At 63.2% G+C, this 18,078-nt stretch carries 13 protein-coding genes; 12 read left to right on the top strand and 1 reads right to left on the bottom strand.

Annotated elements, in window-relative coordinates; translation table 11 throughout:
* Window positions 1-59 precede the first annotated feature (59 nt).
* Window positions 60-2,021 (bottom strand): FAD-dependent oxidoreductase, encoded by a 1,962-nt coding sequence (locus KGA96_RS09575; RefSeq protein ID WP_046037070.1) that lies wholly within the window; start codon window positions 2,019-2,021, stop codon window positions 60-62.
* A 187-nt stretch (window positions 2,022-2,208) separates the two neighbouring features.
* Between KGA96_RS09575 and KGA96_RS09570 the strand changes: the two genes are divergently transcribed.
* The 12 genes from KGA96_RS09570 to KGA96_RS09515 all read left to right on the top strand — a co-directional run bounded on the left by KGA96_RS09570 (window position 2,209) and on the right by KGA96_RS09515 (window position 18,033).
* Complete coding sequence (locus KGA96_RS09570) at window positions 2,209-2,997, top strand: class II aldolase/adducin family protein (protein WP_046037069.1); 789 nt, start codon at window positions 2,209-2,211, stop codon at window positions 2,995-2,997.
* 244 nt (window positions 2,998-3,241) lie between these two features.
* Window positions 3,242-3,889, top strand: a complete 648-nt coding sequence (locus KGA96_RS09565; protein WP_046037068.1) for a TetR family transcriptional regulator C-terminal domain-containing protein — start codon at window positions 3,242-3,244, stop codon at window positions 3,887-3,889.
* Window positions 3,890-3,981: 92 nt separating this feature from the next.
* A complete protein-coding gene (locus tag KGA96_RS09560) occupies window positions 3,982-4,698 on the top strand; it encodes a response regulator (protein ID WP_046037067.1) in 717 nt (238 codons plus the stop codon).
* Between the two features lie 5 nt (window positions 4,699-4,703).
* The gene (locus KGA96_RS09555) at window positions 4,704-5,477 is read left to right on the top strand and encodes a substrate-binding periplasmic protein (RefSeq protein ID WP_046037066.1); all 774 of its coding nucleotides are present in this window, start codon (window positions 4,704-4,706) and stop codon (window positions 5,475-5,477) included.
* Window positions 5,474-7,729, top strand: coding sequence for a hybrid sensor histidine kinase/response regulator (locus tag KGA96_RS09550; protein WP_046037065.1), 2,256 nt, complete (start codon window positions 5,474-5,476; stop codon window positions 7,727-7,729). The genes KGA96_RS09555 and KGA96_RS09550 overlap by 4 nt, the downstream gene beginning before the upstream one ends.
* A gap of 208 nt (window positions 7,730-7,937) precedes the next feature.
* On the top strand, window positions 7,938-9,350 hold the full coding sequence (locus tag KGA96_RS09545; RefSeq protein WP_046037064.1) for an amino acid permease: 1,413 nt from the start codon (window positions 7,938-7,940) through the stop codon (window positions 9,348-9,350).
* A 331-nt stretch (window positions 9,351-9,681) separates the two neighbouring features.
* A complete protein-coding gene (locus KGA96_RS09540; protein ID WP_046037062.1) occupies window positions 9,682-10,473 on the top strand; it encodes an enoyl-CoA hydratase/isomerase family protein in 792 nt (263 codons plus the stop codon).
* A gap of 40 nt (window positions 10,474-10,513) precedes the next feature.
* Entirely contained in the window at window positions 10,514-11,674 is a 1,161-nt protein-coding gene (locus KGA96_RS09535) for an acyl-CoA dehydrogenase family protein (RefSeq protein ID WP_046037060.1), read from the top strand.
* A gap of 18 nt (window positions 11,675-11,692) precedes the next feature.
* A complete protein-coding gene (locus KGA96_RS09530; protein WP_223467011.1) occupies window positions 11,693-13,792 on the top strand; it encodes an acetate--CoA ligase family protein in 2,100 nt (699 codons plus the stop codon).
* Window positions 13,793-13,802: 10 nt separating this feature from the next.
* Window positions 13,803-15,410 (top strand): 5-guanidino-2-oxopentanoate decarboxylase, encoded by a 1,608-nt coding sequence (locus tag KGA96_RS09525; RefSeq protein WP_223467063.1) that lies wholly within the window; start codon window positions 13,803-13,805, stop codon window positions 15,408-15,410.
* 24 nt (window positions 15,411-15,434) lie between these two features.
* The gene (locus KGA96_RS09520) at window positions 15,435-16,625 is read left to right on the top strand and encodes a pyridoxal phosphate-dependent aminotransferase (protein WP_223467012.1); all 1,191 of its coding nucleotides are present in this window, start codon (window positions 15,435-15,437) and stop codon (window positions 16,623-16,625) included.
* The gene (locus KGA96_RS09515) at window positions 16,618-18,033 is read left to right on the top strand and encodes an aldehyde dehydrogenase family protein (RefSeq protein ID WP_223512571.1); all 1,416 of its coding nucleotides are present in this window, start codon (window positions 16,618-16,620) and stop codon (window positions 18,031-18,033) included. The genes KGA96_RS09520 and KGA96_RS09515 overlap by 8 nt, the downstream gene beginning before the upstream one ends.
* Window positions 18,034-18,078 lie beyond the last annotated feature (45 nt).

Below are 18,078 nucleotides of genomic sequence, written 5' to 3'. Positions count from 1 at the left end.
AGCAGGCTCACTCCTACAGGGGCGGTGTGAGCCGTTAAAGCCCCGGAGTATAAACAGCCTTAAAGCTCCCACGCGACTTTCAGGCCTTCATAAATCGCCTCTTCGGCGGTACGCGGCGCCAGGCAGTCGCCGATCCTGCGAAACTCCACCAGCCCTTGCAACTCCGCACCCAGGGTATCCACCGGCTGATGGCCCTGGCACAGCACCAGCGTATCGATGTTTTCCATCAGCATCGGTTCGCCACTGGCGGTGTGCTGCAGGTACACCGTGTTGTCATCGCAGCCATACAGCCGCGCATACGGCGTGATCGGCACGCCCAGCTTATGCAGTTCGCCGGCCAGTTGATCGCGCACGTACAGCGGCAGGTTTTCCCCGCAATGGGTGCCGTTGACCGCCAGTTGCACCTGGTGCCCGGCGCGGACCAGACGTTCGGCGATGCCGGGTCCGATCCAGTCGCAGCGCCAGTCGACCACCACCACCGAACGGCCGATCTGCACCTCATCGCGCAGCACTTGCCAGGCGTCCACCACCTGCAACTCACCACCGCGCTCAAAGGGCGGCCAGTAGGGCTCGGCACCGGTAGCGACGATCACCACGTGCGGTTTTTCCTGCTCCACCAGTGCCCGGTCGACTCGGGTATTGCGCACCACGCGCACGCCGGCCAGCTCCATTTCCCGCTGCAGGTTGGTGCTGGCACCGCCGAACTCGCTGCGCCGTGGCAGCAACTGCGCGAGCAACACCTGACCGCCCAGTTGTGAACTGGCTTCGTACAACGTCACCTCATGCCCGCGCTGGGCCGCGACGGTGGCGGCTTTCATCCCGGCCGGACCACCGCCGGCGATCATGATGCGTTTGCGCTGTGGCGCTTGTCGGCGTTCACCGAAGATCAGTTCGCGCCCGGTTTCCGGGTGCTGGATGCAGGAAATCGGCAAGCCCTTGTGGAAGTGGCCAATGCACGCCTGATTGCAGGCAATGCACGCCCGCACGTCTTCGACGCGGCCGGTGTCGGTCTTGTTGGGCATTTGCGGATCGCAGATCAGTGCCCGGGTCATGCCGCACACATCGGCCTGGCCGCGAGCCAGGATCAGCTCGGCTTCCTGAGGCTGGTTGATGCGCCCGGTGACGAACAGCGGAATGTTCAAACCGGCTTTGAACGTTCCGGCTTCTTTGGCCAGGTACGCCGCTTCGATCGCCATGGGCGGCACGATATGCACCGCGCCACCCAGGGACGCCGAAGTGCCGGCGACGATATGCACGTAATCGAGCTGCGCTTGCAGTGACTGCACGGCGGCCAGGGATTCGTCCTCGGTCAGGCCTTCCGGGTCGCGCTCGTCGGCGGAGATGCGCAGGCCGACGATGAACTGCTCGTCGGTCGCCGCGCGCACGGCGGCAATGACTTCGCGTAGAAAACGCAAACGCTGTTCCAGCTCACCGTTGTAGCCATCGGTACGCCGGTTGACCCGCGGATTGATGAATTGCGCCGGCAAGTAACCATGGCTGGCCACGACCTCAACGCCGTCGATGCCTGCCTGGTGCAGGCGGCGGGCGGCAGCGGCGTAACCGGCGACGATTTCGTCGATCATGGCCTGGTCCAGCGCGCGGGGCATCACCCGGAAGCGTTCGTTGGGCACCGAGGATGCGGAGTAGGCCACCGCCAGCAGGCCATCGCTGGACTCCATGATTTCCCGCCCCGGATGGAACACCTGGGACAACACCACGGTGCCGTGGGCATGGCAGGTTTGCGCCAGTTTGCGGTAGCCCTCGATGCAAGCATCGTCGGTGGCCATCAGCACGTGGGAGGTGTAGCGCGCACTGTCGTGCACGCCGGCCACTTGCAGCACGATCAGTCCGGCACCGCCTTCGGCACGCGCTCGGTGATAGGCGATCAATTGTTCATTGACCAGGTTGTCGGTGGGCATCGAGGTGTCGTGTCCGCTGGACATGATGCGATTCTTCAGGCGCTTGCCACGGATCTCCAGGGGTTCGAACAGGTGCGCGAAGGCAGGTGTCGAGGTCGGCATGGTGCGGGTACTCCTGGCAGGCTGAGGCCGAAAGGCCGAGTTTCGGCGTTGTTATTATTGTGCTATAGAAATTTACCTTCAGTAAAAAATCAACAGATAATTTTACTTTAAAGCAAGGGGCGGCTGGACGTTCGCAGCGACCAGCCTTACTGTCTGCCCCAGCCGATCAGCCTGGAGAACCACAAGAATGAACAACATCGCCACCCACCTGGCACCCGAACGCAGCGCCACCGAGCAGCGCCTGCGTGAGGAACTGGCGGCCTGTTACCGCTTGATTGCGCACTTTCGCATGACCGATTTGATCTTCACCCACATCTCGGTGCGCATTCCGGGGCCGGAGCATCACTTCCTGATCAACCCTTACGGGCTGATGTTCGATGAAATCACCGCGTCCAATCTGGTGAAGATCGACCACGATGGCCATGCCGTGGAGCCGTCGCCGTACCCGGTCAACCCGGCCGGTTTCGTGATCCACAGCGCCATCCACGGCGCCCGTGAAGATGCGCAATGCGTGCTGCACACCCACACCAAATCCGGGTGCGCGGTGGCGGCGTTGAAGTGCGGGCTATTGCCGGTGAACCAGATCTCCATGGAGTTCTATGGCCGGGTTGCCTACCACGACTACGAGGGCGTGGCGCTGGACCTGAGCGAGCAACAACGGCTGGTGGCGGACCTGGGCGACAAATCGGTACTGATGCTGCGCAACCATGGGTTGCTCACCGTTGGCGAGACCGTGAGCCAGGCGTTCCTGCGCATGTACTACCTGGAAAAGGCCTGTGAAATCCAGTTGGCCGCCCAAGCCGCCGGTGAAGTTGTGCTGCCGTCGCACGAGGTCTGCGCGCACACCGAACGGCAATTCAATGATCCGGGGCGACCGTTGGAGGAGGGGGAACTGAGTGACCCGGATGCGATGCAACTGGCCTGGGCGGCGTTGTTGCGGATGCTGGAGCGGGTGGCGCCGGGGTATCGGGGCTGATCCAGGCTCCCGGTTGTTTGGGCTACCGTCATCGCGAGCAGGCTCACTCCTACAGGAGAAGAGGGTGTACGCAAAATCTGTGAACTACCCAAATACTGTAGGAGTGAGCCTGCTCGCGATGGGCCCGCCGCGGTCTATCAGACCGGCGAGTGACTAGAGACATGGCCCGCTCTTGCTGTACAGTCGTTCAGCCCAGCGTTTACCCGCGCAGGCCTAAACGATTGAACCAAGGAGCGTGTCGCCCATGAATCAGGAAGCCCGTTTTTCCCGCATGGAACCGGAGTTGCGCAAAGCCAACCTGATCGAGGCGACGCTGGTGTGCCTCAAACGTCACGGCTTTCAGGGCGCGTCAATCCGCAAGATTTCCGCCGAGGCCGGAGTCTCGGTGGGGCTGATCAGCCATCACTATTCCGGCAAGGACGAACTGGTGGCCGAGGCCTACATGGCGATCACCGGGCGGGTCATGACCTTGCTGCGCGACGCCATGGAGCAAGCCGCGCCGAATGCCCGGGAGCGTTTGTCGGCGTTTTTCCGCGGATCGTTTTCCGCCGAACTGCTCGATCCGCAACTGATCGATGCGTGGCTGGCGTTCTGGGGCGCGGTGAAAACCGCCGAGGCCATCAACCAGGCCCACGATCATTCCTATGGCGAGTATCGCGGCATCCTGCGCAAGGTGCTGGCGGAACTGGCCCGGGAGGAAGGCTGGGAAAACTTCGACGCCGACCTGGCCGCCATCAGCCTCAGCGCCTTGCTCGACGGCTTGTGGCTGGAGTCCGGGCTGAACCCCGGCACCTTCACCCCGGAGCAGGGCATCCAGATTTGCGAGGCCTGGGTCGACGGTTTGCAGGCCGGCGGAAGACGGCGTTTCTGCGTGCAGACGAGCGACTGTTGATCAGTCGTTCAGCAATCGATACTCTCTGGCGCCGATGCAGGAAAACACTCTAATAAGAAACTGGCCTTCGGGCCTATGCCGGACACCAAGCGATGACTCCTCGGGTATTGATCGTCGATGACGATCCGCTGATTCGCGATCTGCTGCACGCCTACCTGTCCCAGGAAGGCTACGACGTCCATTGCGCCGCCACGGCGGAACTGGCGGAAACCTTCCTGGCCAGCCAGAGCGTCGACCTGGTGATGCTCGACATCCGCCTGCCGGGCAAGGACGGCCTGACCCTGACCCGCGAGCTGCGGGTGCGTTCGGAAGTCGGGATCATCCTGATCACCGGGCGCAACGACGAAATCGACCGCATCGTCGGCCTCGAATGCGGCGCCGATGACTACGTGATCAAACCCCTCAATCCACGGGAACTGGTGTCCCGGGCGAAAAACCTGATTCGCCGGGTACGTCATGCGCAAACGCCAGCGCCTGCGGTCGCGGTGGCCAAGCCGGTCAAGCAGTTCGCCGACTGGTCACTGGACACCGACCGTCGTCGCCTGATCGATCCGTCCGGCAGCGAAACCCTGCTGACCCACGGCGAATACCAGTTGCTCAGCGTATTCCTGCGCAACAGCGGCCACACTCTCAGCCGCGATCAGTTGATGGACCAGATCCGCAACCGCGAATGGGTGCCCAACGACCGTTCCATCGACGTGCTGGTCGGGCGCCTGCGCCGCAAGTTGCATGACGATCCGGCCGAACCGCAGTTGATCATCACCATTCACGGCGCCGGTTACCTGTTCACCGCCAGCGTGGCGGCCTGAAGCTGATGGCGCGATGGCTTTGCCTGCTGGCGCTGCTGGTGGCCGGCCATGCCGTCGCGGCGGACAAGGTTCGCTATTGCGATTACCCGGTGTACCCGCCAGTGTCCTGGAGCGATGGCAAGCAGGTGCGCGGCCTGGCGCCGAACGTGGTGAAAAACCTGTTTGGCCAGTTGGGTTACGAGGTCGAGATGGTGGTGCTGGGCAACTGGAAACGCTGCCTGCTGGACGCCGCCGAAGGCCGGGTCGATGTGGTGCTGGCCTACAGCACTGCGCAGCGGGAGCAAAGCATGCTGTTCTCGACGGTGCCGGTCTTGCGTGAAGAGGTGGCGTTGTTCATCAACCGCCAACATCCGGTGAAATTCGAACAGCTGGACGACTTGGCCCGTTACCGTGGCGGCCTGTTGTTCGGCGAGAGCTACGGCGTGGAGTTCGATCGCATGGTCGCGCGCAATAACAATATCGAATGGGTTTCCGACAGCCACCAGAACTTCGGCAAGCTGATTCGCGGGCGCATCGATTTCATCACCCAGGAGCGACGCACCGGCCAGCTGTACGTGGAAAACCTGCCCGGCGGCCAGGACATCGTTGCCTTGCCCAAAGCCTTGAGCGTGGATTATCTGCGGGTTGCCGTGTCACGGCGCTCGCCGTTGGCCGCTCGCATGCCCGAGATCAATGCGCAGTTGCAGCGCATGGTCGATACCGGTGACATCGAGCGCTGGCTCAACGAAAGCGAAGTGACCTACCGCGACATGATCAACCTGCCGGCGGATGCGCAATGATTCGCGCCCGTCCCGGTGGACTGTTGCGGCGCCTGTTGCTGTTCATCCTGTTGTTCAGCCTGTGCTTCACCGTGCTGGCCAGCAGCGTGCAACTGTACATCGAGTATCGACGGGAAATGCGCGACATCGAGTCGCGCATGGAGCTGATCCGCGCTGGTTACCTGGCCAGCCTGGAACGCAGCCTCTGGGACTTGAACCAGGAACAGCTGAACGTGCAGTTGCGCGGGCTGGTGGACTTCTCCGACGTCGCGCGCGTGCACTTGACCAGCGCCGATTTCGACCTGGTACAGGGTAATCCGCACCCCACGGGACCGCTGCGCATCGAGCGCTTTGCCCTGGACTATCAGCCGCCCTCCGGCCCGTTGCGCAACCTTGGCGAGCTGGAGGTCAGTACGGATCTGGGGGCGGTGTACCAGCGTCTCTACGCCACCGGTTTGACCAGCCTGTTGTGGATGGCGGTGTTCCTCTGCGGTCTGGCCGTTGCCTTGTCGGGCTTGTTTTATCGACTGGTAACCCGGCATTTGAAGGTCATGGCCGAGTTTGCCCGGCGCATCGCCGCCGGTGAATGGCACGAGCCCCTGCACCTGGACAAGCGTCGTGGCAGCGACGAAATCGACACCGTGGCCCATGCGCTGGACGACATGCGCCGGGCGATCCTGCGGGACATCGAGCGCCGGGAAACCGATCGCCTGGCCTTGCAGGACAACCGTGACGAGCTGCTGAAAATGGTTGAGCGCCGCACCGCCAGCCTGATGCGCGCCAAAGACGAGGCGGAAGCGGCCAACCTTGCCAAGTCGCGCTTCCTGGCGACCATGAGCCACGAACTGCGCACGCCCCTCAATGGCATCCTCGGCATGGCCGAATTGCTGCGCGGCGCGCGTCTGGATGCCCAGGACGGTAAACGCCTGGATGCTTTGCACAAGGCTGGCGAAGGCTTGCTGACGATCCTCAACGAAGTGCTGTATTTCGCCAAGCTGGAGGAGGGCGTCAGTCATCCCGAACCGGTGGATTTCTCGCTGCGCCAGTTGCTCGATGAGGTGCTGACACTGTTGGAACCGAGAGCGCTGAACAACGACACGATCCTCAGTTGCCGCATCGATCAGCGGATTGCCGAGCATCACCACGGCGCCGAGCAGTTCCTGCGTCAGGTGCTGAGCAACCTGCTGGCCAACGCGATCAAGTTCACCGAAGGCGGCGAAGTCAGCGTCGAGGTGGCGCTGCTCAGCGAAACCGGAGAACAGACCGGGCAGCGCCTGCGGGTCAGTGTCACGGACGACGGCATCGGCATTGCCCCTTTGATGCAGGCGAAGATTTTCGAGCGGTTCACCCAGGCCAGCGAAGAAGTCGCGCAACGTTTTGGCGGTACGGGGTTGGGGTTGGCGATCTGCAAACATCTGGTGGAGCAGATGGGCGGTTGCATCGGCGTGGACAGTGAAGAGGGGCGCGGAAGTTGCTTCTGGTTCGAGCTGTCCTTGCAGCCGGCCAGTGCTGTGGTTGAAGTCGCGCCGGTTCGCGCGGCGGGGCCGGCACTGAACATCCTGGTGGTCGAAGACGTGGAACTCAATCGCGAAGTGGCCAAAGGATTGCTGCAACGGGACGGCCACCGGGTGTGGCTGGCCGAAGAAGCGGATCAGGCGCTGCAACAATGCGCGGCGCAGGTGTTCGACCTGATGCTGCTGGACGTGCATCTGCCGGGCATCAGCGGTGTCGAGCTGTGCCGGCAGATCCGCCACAGCGACGGGCCGAACCGCCATACGCGCATTTTCGCCCTGACCGCCAGCGTGCAACCGGCACTGTTGCGCGGTTATCTGGAGGCCGGGATGGACGGTGTCCTGGCCAAGCCCTTGAAGCTGGAAAACCTGCGCCAGGTGCTGGAAGGGCATGCACCTGTGGCCGAGTCGCTGCCGAGCGATGAGGCAATGGACTGGCCGCTGTTGCAGACCCATCGCAGCCTGCTCGGCGTGCAAAAGGTCCAGGGCCTGCTGGCGGTGCTGCGTGACTCGATCCTTCAACACCGCGACGCGCTGCATGAAGCCATGGCCGCCGACGACTGCACAGAGGTCGCGCAACTGGCTCACCGCCTGGCCGGTAGCTGTGATTCCCTGGGTTTTCGGGCCTTGGCCAGCACGTTGAGGGCGCTGGAGACCTTGGCGCTGGCAAACGATGAATCGGCGATCCAGCGCATGGGGCCGGTGCTGGATGAGCAATTGCAGCACTCGCTCGATACCCTCGAAGGCCTGTTGCAGAGCTGACGTACAAGTTTGTTACGACTTTGTACAACTTCGATCTTTACGGTCAACGCGAACTTACATGGCTTTCCAATAATCGACGCAACCGCCGCAGCGCGGTCTTCGAAGCTTATTGGAGATAATAATAATGAATTGCCGTAAAGCTGATCCCTCCCTGCGCCGTGACGTCCTGTCGCGCGCTGCACACCTCACTGACTGCTGAGGTGTCGACATGAACGAAAATACTGATCGTAAAGGCATACAGCTGACCCGCGCCCTGAAGAGCCGGCACATTTTCATGCTGTCCCTGGGCGGCGTCATCGGCACCGGGCTGTTCATGGGCTCCGGCGTGACCATCAATCAAGGTGGCCCGGTGGGGGCGATCCTGGCTTACCTGTTCGCCGGTTTCCTGATGTACCTGGTGATGGTCTGCCTGGGTGAACTGTCGGTGCAGATGCCGGTGTCCGGTTCGTTCCAGACCCACGCCACCAAATTCATTGGCCCGGCCACCGGGTTCATGATCGGCTGGGTGTACTGGATGAGCTGGGCCACCACCGTCGGTTTGGAGTTCACCGCCGCCGGCATGCTGATGACCCGCTGGTTCCCGACGGTGCCGATCTGGTACTGGTCGGCGCTGTTCGTGGTGGTGCTGTTCGCTATCAATGCCATGGCAACCCGCGCCTTTGGTGAAGCCGAATACTGGTTCTCGGGGATCAAGGTCGCGGCGATTCTCGGTTTCATCGTGGTCGGCGTGCTGGTGATCTTCGGCGTGATGCCCCTGAGCAGTGGCGCACCGGCACCGATGGCGACCAACCTGATCGGCGATACGTTGTTCCCCAACGGCCTGTCAGCCGTGTTCGCGGTGATGATGACCGTGGTCTACGCATTCCAGGGTTGCGAAATCATGGGCGTGGCCGCCGGTGAAACCGATCAGCCGGAAAAAAGCATTCCCCGGGCCGTACGCAACGTGGTGTTCCGCGTGCTGATTTTCTACGTGCTGGCGATCATCGTGCTGTCGGCCATCGTGCCGTGGCAGCAGGCCGGCCTGATGGAAAGCCCGTTCGTGCAGGTGTTCGACATGGTCGGCATTCCCTACGCCGCCGACCTGATGAACTTCGTGATCCTCACCGCGATCCTGTCGGTGGGCAACTCCGGCCTGTATGCCTCGACGCGCATCCTGTGGGCGATGTCGAAAACCGGCATGGCGCCGAAAAGCCTGTCGCCATTGAGCAAGCGTGGCGTGCCATTGCGCGCCTTGAGCATCACCCTGTGCTTCGCACTGGTGTCGCTGATGACCAGCTTCGTCGCCGCCGACACCTTGTTCATGGTGCTGATGGCGGTGAGCGGCATGTCCGGCACCGTGACCTGGATTGTCATCGCGCTGGCTCAGTACAAGTTCCGCAAGGCGTACTTGCGTGACGGCGGCAAACTCAGCGACCTGAAATACCGCGCGCCGTGGTTTCCGGTATTGCCGCTGATGTGCATCGCGCTGTGCTGCTCGCTGTTCGTATTCCTGGCCCTGGATGAAACCCAGCGTCCGTCGCTGTATTGGGGTTTTGGATTCATTGCGCTGTGCTATGGCGCGTACTTCCTGATTCATCGCAAGCGCCAGGGCGTGTTGGCGCCGAGCTTGCCGACTGCATAACACCTCCAGCTAACCGTTTCCCCTGTAGGAGCGAGCCTGCTCGCGATAGCGGTGGATCAGTCAACAGAAATGTTGACTGTGATTCCCTCATCGCGAGCAGGCTCGCTCCTACAGTTGTTTTGTGCTGGGCGTAGGCAGTTGTTCGAAGTTGTAACAGCGCCAACAGCCATTGCTCGCCATTCTTGAAATAATTCAATAAAACCAATGTGTTGCGAAGTTTTTTGGCTTGTTACAGCCAATTTCCAAGCCGATTGCCGCCTTGCTGAACACTCGTTTAGTATGGCCTCAAATCGCATCACCTCAGACCAATCACAATAATTCGAGGATTCCCATGACCACTCAATCGTCGCTGCTCAGCCAGGTCGAAGCAGGCGTTGCCTGGATCACCCTCAATCGCACTGCCCAGCGCAATGCGCTGGACATTCCGACGCTGAAAAACCTGCACGGCTTGCTCGACGCTTTCAACGCCGATCCAGCGGTGCGCGTGGTGGTGCTTACCGGCAGCGGCCGCAGCTTCTGCGCCGGCGCTGACCTCGATGAATGGGCCGACGCCGAAGCCCGTGGCGCGCTGGAAACCTACGGCTGGACCGAAACCGCCCACGCCTTGATGACCCGTCTGCACAGCCTGGAAAAACCCACCATCGCCGCCATCAACGGCACCGCCGTCGGCGCCGGGATGGACCTGACCCTGTGCTGCGACCTGCGCATCGCCGGGCAATCGGCACGCTTCAAGGCCGGCTACACCAGCATGGCGTACTCGCCGGATGCCGGCGCCAGTTGGCACCTGCCGCGTCTGATCGGCAGCGAACAGGCCAAGCGCCTGCTGTTCCTCGATGAATTGTGGGGCGCTGACCGTGCCCTCGACGCCGGTCTGGTTGGCGATGTCTGCGCCGACGATCAACTGCTGACGGTCACCAGCGAATTGGCCGCACGCCTGGCCGCGGGCCCGACCTTCGCCTTCGCCCAGACCAAAAAACTCATGCGCGAAGGCGCCGAGCGCAGCTTGGCCGAACAACTGCAAGCCGAACTCGCCGCCGGCCTGCTCTGCGGTCGCAGCGAAGACGGCACCGAAGCCCTGCGCGCCGCCATGGAAAAACGCCCGGCACGCTACATCGGTCGTTGATTCCTCTCCATCTCCCAGAACACGAACAACAGGTAGCAGCATGAATTTCCAACTGACCCAAGAACAAGAAATGTTGGTGGACTCGGTACGCAGCTTCGTCGAGAAGGAACTGCTGCCCTATGAAGAGCAAGTCGACCGCGCCGACGAGGTCTCCCCGGAACTGGCGGCGCAGATTCGCGGCAAGGCGATTGCCGCCGGCTTCTACGCCTTCAACATGCCCGAAGAAGTGGGCGGTGGCGGCCTGGACTACCTGTCCCAGGCGCTGATCGAACGTGAGCTGTCCAAGGTGTCCTGGGCGCTGCACGTGTTCGTCGCGCGGCCGTCGAAGATCCTCATGGCCTGCACCGGCGACCAGATCAACGACTACCTGTTGCCGAGCATCCAGGGCGAAAAAATCGATTGCTTCGCCCTGACCGAGCCGGGTGCCGGCTCCGACGCCAATGCGATCAAGACCCGCGCCGTGCGTGAAGGCGACGACTTCATTCTCAACGGCAGCAAGCATTTCATCAGCCACGCTGGCCATGCCGATTTCGCCATTGTCTTCGCCGTGACCGACACCTATGAACACAACGGCAAAAAGCGTAACGCCGTGACCTCGTTCCTGGTCGACCGCAACACCCCGGGCATGACCATTCGCCGTGGACCGAAGTGCGTGAGCAACCGTGGTTACCACACCTTTGAAATGTTCTTCGACGACTGCCGTGTGCCGGCCAGCAAAGTGCTGGGCGAAGTCGGCAAGGGTTGGGAGGTGGCCAACGCCTGGCTGACCGCCGGCCGGGTGATGGTCGCGGCCAACTGCGTCGGTCAGGCCCAGCGCGCACTGGACGTGTCGCTGCAATGGGCGGCGGATCGCAAGCAGTTCGGCCAGCCGATCGGCACCTACCAGGGCGTGTCGTTCAAATTGGCCGACATGGCCACACAGATTCGTGCAGCTGAACTGCTGACCCTGCACACCGCCTGGAAAATGGACCAGGGCACCATGACCGATGGCGAGGCCGGCATGGCCAAGCTGTTCGCCAGTGAAGTGCTCGGGCGTACTGCCGATGAGGCGGTACAGATCTTCGGCGGCATGGGCCTGATGGACGAAGGTCCGGTGGAGCGCATCTGGCGCAACGCGCGGATCGAACGGATCTGGGAAGGTACTTCGGAAATCCAGCGCCACATCATTTCCCGCGAGCTGCTGCGGCCGCTGCTGCGCTGATCGGCCCGGAGAATTCCCATGTCCCAAACCATTCGTGACAACCTCAAACGCATGCTCGCGCCGCAACATGTGGCGTTCGTCGGCGGCCGCAGCATGGCCCGCGCCCTCAAGCGCTGTGCCGAAGGCGGCTACCAAGGGCAAATGTGGCTGGTCAATCCGCAGCACGACAGCCTTGAGGGCGTGCCGTGCGTGCGCAGCGTTGCCGAGCTGCCTTGCGGCCCGGACGCGGTATTCATCGCCACCAACCGCGAACTGACGCTGACCTGCGTCGCCGAACTGGCCGCCATCGGCGCGGGCGGGGCCATCTGCTACGCCTCCGGCTTCGCCGAGACCGGCGCCGAAGGCCAGGCCCTGCAACAGCAACTGCTCAAGGCCGCTGGCGACATGGCCTTGCTCGGCCCCAACTGCTACGGCCTGCTCGACTACCTGCACAGTTCCGCGCTGTGGCCGGTGGCCCATGGCGGCAAAGCGGTGGAGAAGGGCGTGGCGGTGCTGACCCAGAGCGGCAACTTCGCCTACAACCTGTCCATGAGCGACCGCTCGCTGCCGGTGGCCTACATGGCGTCGGTGGGCAATCAGGCGCAACTGGGCGTGGCTGAACTGATGGACGTGTTGCTCGACGAGCCGCGCGTCACAGCCATCGGCCTGCACCTGGAAGGCCTGAAGAACGTGCCGGGTTTTGCCCGCGCCGCGCACAAGGCGCTGGAGAAGGGCATCCCGATCATCGCCCTGAAAACCGGTGTGTCGCAGATCGGTGCCGAACTGGCCTTGAGTCACACCAGTTCGCTGTCCGGCTCCGATGCGCTGTATGACGCATTGTTCGACCGTCTCGGGGTGATTCGCGTCAGCGGCCCGGTGAGTTTTGTCGAAACCCTCAAGGCCGCCGCCTGCGGCAACCTGCCGGCGGGCAACAGCCTGATCGCGCTGGCCTGTTCCGGTGGCGATGCCGGGCTGATTGCCGACTACGCCGAACGCAACGACCTGGGCCTGCCGAAACTCGATCAAGGGCAGGTCGGCGAACTCGCGCAAGTGCTGCCGACCTACGCCAACCTGGTCAACCCGCTGGATTTCACCACGGCGATCTGGGGCGACGGCGAAGCCTTGAACCGCATGCTCGACAGCGCGCTACGCACCGAAGCCGACGCGGCGATGCTGGTGCTCGACTACCCGTCGGAGTTCACCGGCGAGCGCAAGGAATGCGACCTGCTGCTGGAGTTGTACTGCGCGGCACTGCAACGTCACGGCAAGACCGGTTTTGTCACCTCGGCCTTCCCTGAGCTGCTGCCGGCCCATGCCCGTGAGCGTCTGCACGCCCAAGGCGTCGCGGCCTTGCAGGGCGTTGAAGACGGGTTGGCCGCGTGGGGGCGCATCGCCGGTTATCAGCGCAACCGCCATGCCTTGCTGGCGCTGGGGGAATCGGCGCTGGTGCCGTTGTGCCCGCATGCGCTGGAAGGCGAGGGGCGTTTGCTCAATGAGTGGGATTCCAAACAGGCGTTAAAAGCCTTTGGCTTGCCGACGCCCAACGGCGTATTGAGCACCCCGGACAAGGCCCTGAAGGACGCCGAAGCGTTGGGCTATCCGCTGGTACTCAAAGCGGTCAGCGCTCAACTGCCACACAAGACCGAGGCTGGCGCCGTGGCGCTGAACCTCAAGGACGGCGCGGCATTGAGCGCTGCGTTGGAGAAGATGCGCAGCAGCATCGCCGCTTACGCCCCGGGCGTACCCTTCGATCAACTGCTGCTCGAACCCATGGCCAAACCGCCACTGGCTGAGCTGATTGTCGGCATCAAGCGCGAAAACGATTTCGGCCTCGCGCTGGTGATCGGTGCCGGCGGCATTCTGGTGGAGTTGCTCAAGGACAGTCGCAGCCTGTTGCTGCCGACCACCGACGGCGCGATCCGCAATGCCTTGCTCAGCCTGCGCAGCGCGCCGTTGCTGCAAGGTTTCCGTGGTCGCGAGTCTGCGGACCTGGACGCCTTGGTGATCGCCATCCGCGCCGTGGCCGACTACGCCTGCGAGAGCGCCGCACACCTGCTGGAACTCGATGTGAACCCATTGTTGGTTGGTGCCCATGGCACGACGGCGGTCGATGCGTTGATTCGCCTCGGTCAGGAGTGAGGACATGAAAATGCAAAGCAAAACATTGACCGGTGGCCAGGCCCTGGTGCGCCTGTTGGCCAACTACGGCGTCGATACTGTGTTCGGCATCCCCGGCGTACATACCCTGGAGCTGTATCGCGGCCTGCCCGGCAGCGGCATCCGCCACGTGCTGACCCGCCATGAGCAGGGCGCCAGTTTCATGGCCGACGGTTATGCCCGGGTCAGCGGCAAACCCGGCGTGTGCTTCGTCATCACCGGCCCCGGCGTGACCAACGCCGCCACCGGCATCGGCCAGGCCTACGCCGACTCGATTCCGATGCTGGTGATTTCCAGCGTCAACCACAGCGCCAGCCTCGGCAAGGGCTGGGGCAGCCTGCACGAGTGCCAGGATCAGCGGGCGATGACCGCGCCGATCACGGCGTTCTCCGCAGTGGCGTTGACTGCTGAAGACCTGCCGGAACTGATCGCCCGCGCCTACGCGGTGTTCGACAGCGAGCGCCCGCGTCCGGTGCACATCTCGGTGCCGCTGGACGTGCTATCGGCACCGATTGCCCGTGACTGGAGCAATGAGGTGGTGCGTCGTCCGGGTCGTGGCCCGGCATCCGCCATCGTCATCGGTCAAGCCGTGGCCAGGCTCAAGGCTGCCAAGCGACCGATGATCATCGCCGGTGGTGGTGCGCTCAATGCCGTTTCGCAGCTGCAAGAGATCAGCACCCGGCTCGCTGCGCCGCTGTTCACCAGCGTCGCCGGCAAGGGCTTGCTGCCGCCGGATGCGCCGCTCAACGCTGGCTCATCCCTGTGTGTGGAGCCGGGCTGGAAGCTGATCGCCGAGGCCGACGTGGTACTGGCGGTCGGCACCGAAATGGCCGATACCGACTTCTGGCGCGAACGCCTGCCGCTCAATGGCGAACTGCTGCGCGTCGACATCGACCCGCGCAAGTTCAACGACTTCTACCCATGCGCCGTGGCGTTGCATGGCGATGCACAACAAACCCTCAGTGGTTTGCTTGAGCGTCTGCCGTCTGATGTGCGCGACGCCGGCGCTGCGATTGCCTCGGTCGCCGCCCTGCGTGAAGCGGTCAAGGCCAGCCATGGCCCGTTGCAGTCGATCCATCAATCGATTCTCGACCGTATCGCTGCGGAGCTTCCGGACAACGCCTTCATCAGCACCGACATGACCCAACTGGCCTACACCGGCAACTACGCCTTCGACAGCCTGGCCATCCGCAGCTGGCTGCATCCCACCGGCTACGGCACTTTGGGTTATGGCCTGCCGGCTGGCATCGGCGCCAAGTTCGGCGCGCCACAGCGGCCGGGCCTGGTGCTGGTGGGCGATGGTGGTTTCCTCTACACCGCCCAGGAACTGGCCACGGCTGTCGAGGAACTGGACAGCCCGCTGGTGGTGCTGCTGTGGAACAACGACGCCCTGGGGCAGATTCGCGACGACATGATCGGCCTGGATATCGAACCCATCGGCGTGCTGCCGCGCAACCCGGATTTCGCCGCCCTCGCTCGTGCCTTTGGCTGCACCGTGACTCAGCCGCAAAGCCTGGCCGAGTTGCAGACCGACCTGCGCCAAGGCTTCAAGCGTAACGGCGTGACTTTGATCGAACTCAAACATGCCTGTGCACATTGATCTGCATTTCAAGGGGATGAAGCCATGCGCTTTTCCGATCTGACTCAACGTATCTCCGGTGACGGCGCCGCCGCGTGGGACATCCACTACCGCGCCCTGGCACTGCGCGAGCAGGGTGAAGACATTCTGCTGTTGTCCGTGGGCGATCCGGATTTCGACACGCCACAGCCTATCGTGCAGGGCGCCATCGACAGCCTGCTGAGCGGCAACACTCACTATGCCGAGGTGCGCGGCAAGCGTGCCCTGCGTGAAGCCATCGCCAGGCGTCATCAGCAGCGCAGCGGCCAATCCGTTTCGGCGGATCAAGTCACCGTGCTGGCCGGGGCGCAATGTGCGCTGTTCAGCGTGGCCCAATGCGTGCTCAATCCGGGTGACGAAGTGATCGTCGCCGAACCGATGTACGTCACCTATGAAGCGGTGTTCGGTGCTTGTGGTGCCGTGGTGGTGCCGGTGCCTGTGCGCTCGGAAAACGGCTTCCGTGTGCTGCCCGAAGACGTTGCCGCGCGCATCACCCCGCGCACCCGGGCGCTGGCACTGAACAGCCCTCACAACCCGTCGGGCGCGAGTCTGCCGCGCAGCACCTGGACTGCCTTGGCTGAACTGTGCATCGCCCACGACCTTTGGCTGATTTCCGATGAGGTCTACAGCGAATTGCTGTTCGAAGGCGAGCACGTCAGCCCGGCGAGCCTGCCGGGCATGGCCGAGCGCACCGCAACCCTCAACAGCCTGTCGAAATCCCACGCCATGACCGGTTGGCGCGTCGGCTGGGTGGTGGCGCCGCCATCCTTGGCCGCGCACCTGGAAAACCTCGCGTTGTGCATGCTCTACGGCTCGCCGGATTTCATTCAGGACGCTGCCGTGGTGGCCCTGGAAAGCAACCTGCCGGAACTCGAAGCCATGCGCGAAGCCTATCGCCAGCGTCGCGATCTGGTGTGCGACAGCCTGGCCGATTGCCCCGGCGTGCGGGCGTTGAAACCTGATGGCGGGATGTTCGTGATGCTCGATATCCGCCGGACCGGGCTCAGCGCCCAGGCGTTTGCCGACCGGTTGCTGGATCGCCACGGCGTGTCGGTCCTGGCGGGCGAGGCCTTTGGTCCGAGCGCGGCGGGGCATATTCGCGTCGGTCTGGTGGTCGGCGCCGAACCGCTGCGCGATGCCTGCCAGCGCATTGCTCGTTGTGCTCAAGAATTGATGGAGGCCCAGGTTCATGCTTAATCACAAGACACTGTTTATTGATGGTCGCTGGCAAACTCCGTCGGGGCAGGGCATCGCCGAGGTGATCAACCCGGCCACCGAAGAAGTCTGCGGCAGCGTTCCGCTGGGTGATGAACTCGATGTCGAAAACGCCGTGGCGGCTGCACGCAGGGCCTTCGCTTCATGGTCGCGCACACCGTCCAGCGTGCGTGCCGGCTACATCCGCGCACTGGCCGATCAACTGCGCAATCGTGCCGATGAAATGGCCGCGGTCATCACCACGGAACTGGGCATGCCGGTGCAATGGTGCCGCTCGGTGCAGGTCGATGGGCCGATCACTGGCCTTGAGCAGTACGTCGAACTGGCTCATCTCATGGACGAGGTGCGCGAAGTCGGCAACTCGCTGGTGATCCGCGAGGCCGTGGGTGTCTGCGCGTTCATCAACCCGTGGAATTACCCGCTGCACCAGCTGATCGGCAAACTCGCTCCAGCACTGGCCGCCGGTTGCACGGTGGTGGTCAAACCGAGTCAGGAAACCCCGCTGCATGCCTTCCTGTTGGCGCAAATGATCGAGGACATCGGCCTGCCGGCGGGTGTGTTCAACCTGGTCAGCGGCCCGGGTTCGAAAGTCGGCGAAGCGCTGGCCAAACACCCGTACGTGGACATGGTGTCGTTTACCGGCTCCACCGGCGCCGGCGTTCGCGTCGCGCAGGCGGCGGCGCCTTCGGTCAAGCGCGTGTGCCTGGAACTGGGCGGCAAGTCACCGTTGCTGATCGCCGAAGATGCCGATCTGGCCGCTGCCGTGCGCTACGGCGTGCAGGACGTGATGATCAACTCCGGCCAGACTTGCACTGCGCTGACCCGCATGCTGCTGCCGGCCAGCCGCTACGCCGAAGCCGTGGAACTGGCGCTGGCGGAAACCTTGAGCCTGCGCATGGGTGATCCCCTCGACCCGCAAAGCTTCCTCGGCCCGATGTGTTCGGCCGGGCAAAAACGCACCGTGCTCGACTACATCAAGGTCGGTCAACAGGAAGGCGCACGACTGCTATGCGGCGGCGACACGCCGTCGACTTTCGAGCGCGGGTTCTATGTCAGCCCGACGCTGTTCGCCGATGTCGACAACCGCATGCGCATTGCCCAGGAAGAAATCTTCGGCCCGGTGCTGTGCCTGATTCCCTACACCGATGAGGCGCAAGCGATCCAGATCGCCAACGACTCGCCGTTCGGCCTGTCCAGCGGCGTCTGGGCCGGCAGTGCCGAGCGTGCCTTGCACCTGGGGCGGCAGATGCGCGCCGGTCAGTGCTTTCTCAATGGCGCGGCGTTCAATTATCAGGCGCCGTTCGGTGGCTACAAACAATCGGGTAACGGTCGCGAATGGGGTGAGGAGGGGTTGAACGAATTCGTCGAAGTGAAGGCGATCCAGGTGTGACGGTTGGCGACTCAAACTGTAAACCACCCACGATGTTGCTACTCC

This window comes from Pseudomonas sp. GL-R-26, from assembly GCF_019947365.1.
Classification (GTDB): Bacteria; Pseudomonadota; Gammaproteobacteria; order Pseudomonadales; family Pseudomonadaceae; genus Aquipseudomonas.
This window is presented reverse-complemented; position numbering and strand designations above follow the sequence as displayed.

Bases quoted from the DNA above. Each gene is read 5' to 3' on its own strand.
- KGA96_RS09575 (WP_046037070.1), bottom strand. From the start codon at position 2,021: ATGCCGACCTCGACACCTGCCTTCGCGCACCTGTTCGAACCCCTGGAG.
- KGA96_RS09570 (WP_046037069.1), top strand. From the start codon at position 2,209: ATGAACAACATCGCCACCCACCTGGCACCCGAACGCAGCGCCACCGAG.
- KGA96_RS09565 (WP_046037068.1), top strand. From the start codon at position 3,242: ATGAATCAGGAAGCCCGTTTTTCCCGCATGGAACCGGAGTTGCGCAAA.
- KGA96_RS09560 (WP_046037067.1), top strand. From the start codon at position 3,982: ATGACTCCTCGGGTATTGATCGTCGATGACGATCCGCTGATTCGCGAT.
- KGA96_RS09555 (WP_046037066.1), top strand. From the start codon at position 4,704: ATGGCGCGATGGCTTTGCCTGCTGGCGCTGCTGGTGGCCGGCCATGCC.
- KGA96_RS09550 (WP_046037065.1), top strand. From the start codon at position 5,474: ATGATTCGCGCCCGTCCCGGTGGACTGTTGCGGCGCCTGTTGCTGTTC.
- KGA96_RS09545 (WP_046037064.1), top strand. From the start codon at position 7,938: ATGAACGAAAATACTGATCGTAAAGGCATACAGCTGACCCGCGCCCTG.
- KGA96_RS09540 (WP_046037062.1), top strand. From the start codon at position 9,682: ATGACCACTCAATCGTCGCTGCTCAGCCAGGTCGAAGCAGGCGTTGCC.
- KGA96_RS09535 (WP_046037060.1), top strand. From the start codon at position 10,514: ATGAATTTCCAACTGACCCAAGAACAAGAAATGTTGGTGGACTCGGTA.
- KGA96_RS09530 (WP_223467011.1), top strand. From the start codon at position 11,693: ATGTCCCAAACCATTCGTGACAACCTCAAACGCATGCTCGCGCCGCAA.
- KGA96_RS09525 (WP_223467063.1), top strand. From the start codon at position 13,803: ATGCAAAGCAAAACATTGACCGGTGGCCAGGCCCTGGTGCGCCTGTTG.
- KGA96_RS09520 (WP_223467012.1), top strand. From the start codon at position 15,435: ATGCGCTTTTCCGATCTGACTCAACGTATCTCCGGTGACGGCGCCGCC.
- KGA96_RS09515 (WP_223512571.1), top strand. From the start codon at position 16,618: ATGCTTAATCACAAGACACTGTTTATTGATGGTCGCTGGCAAACTCCG.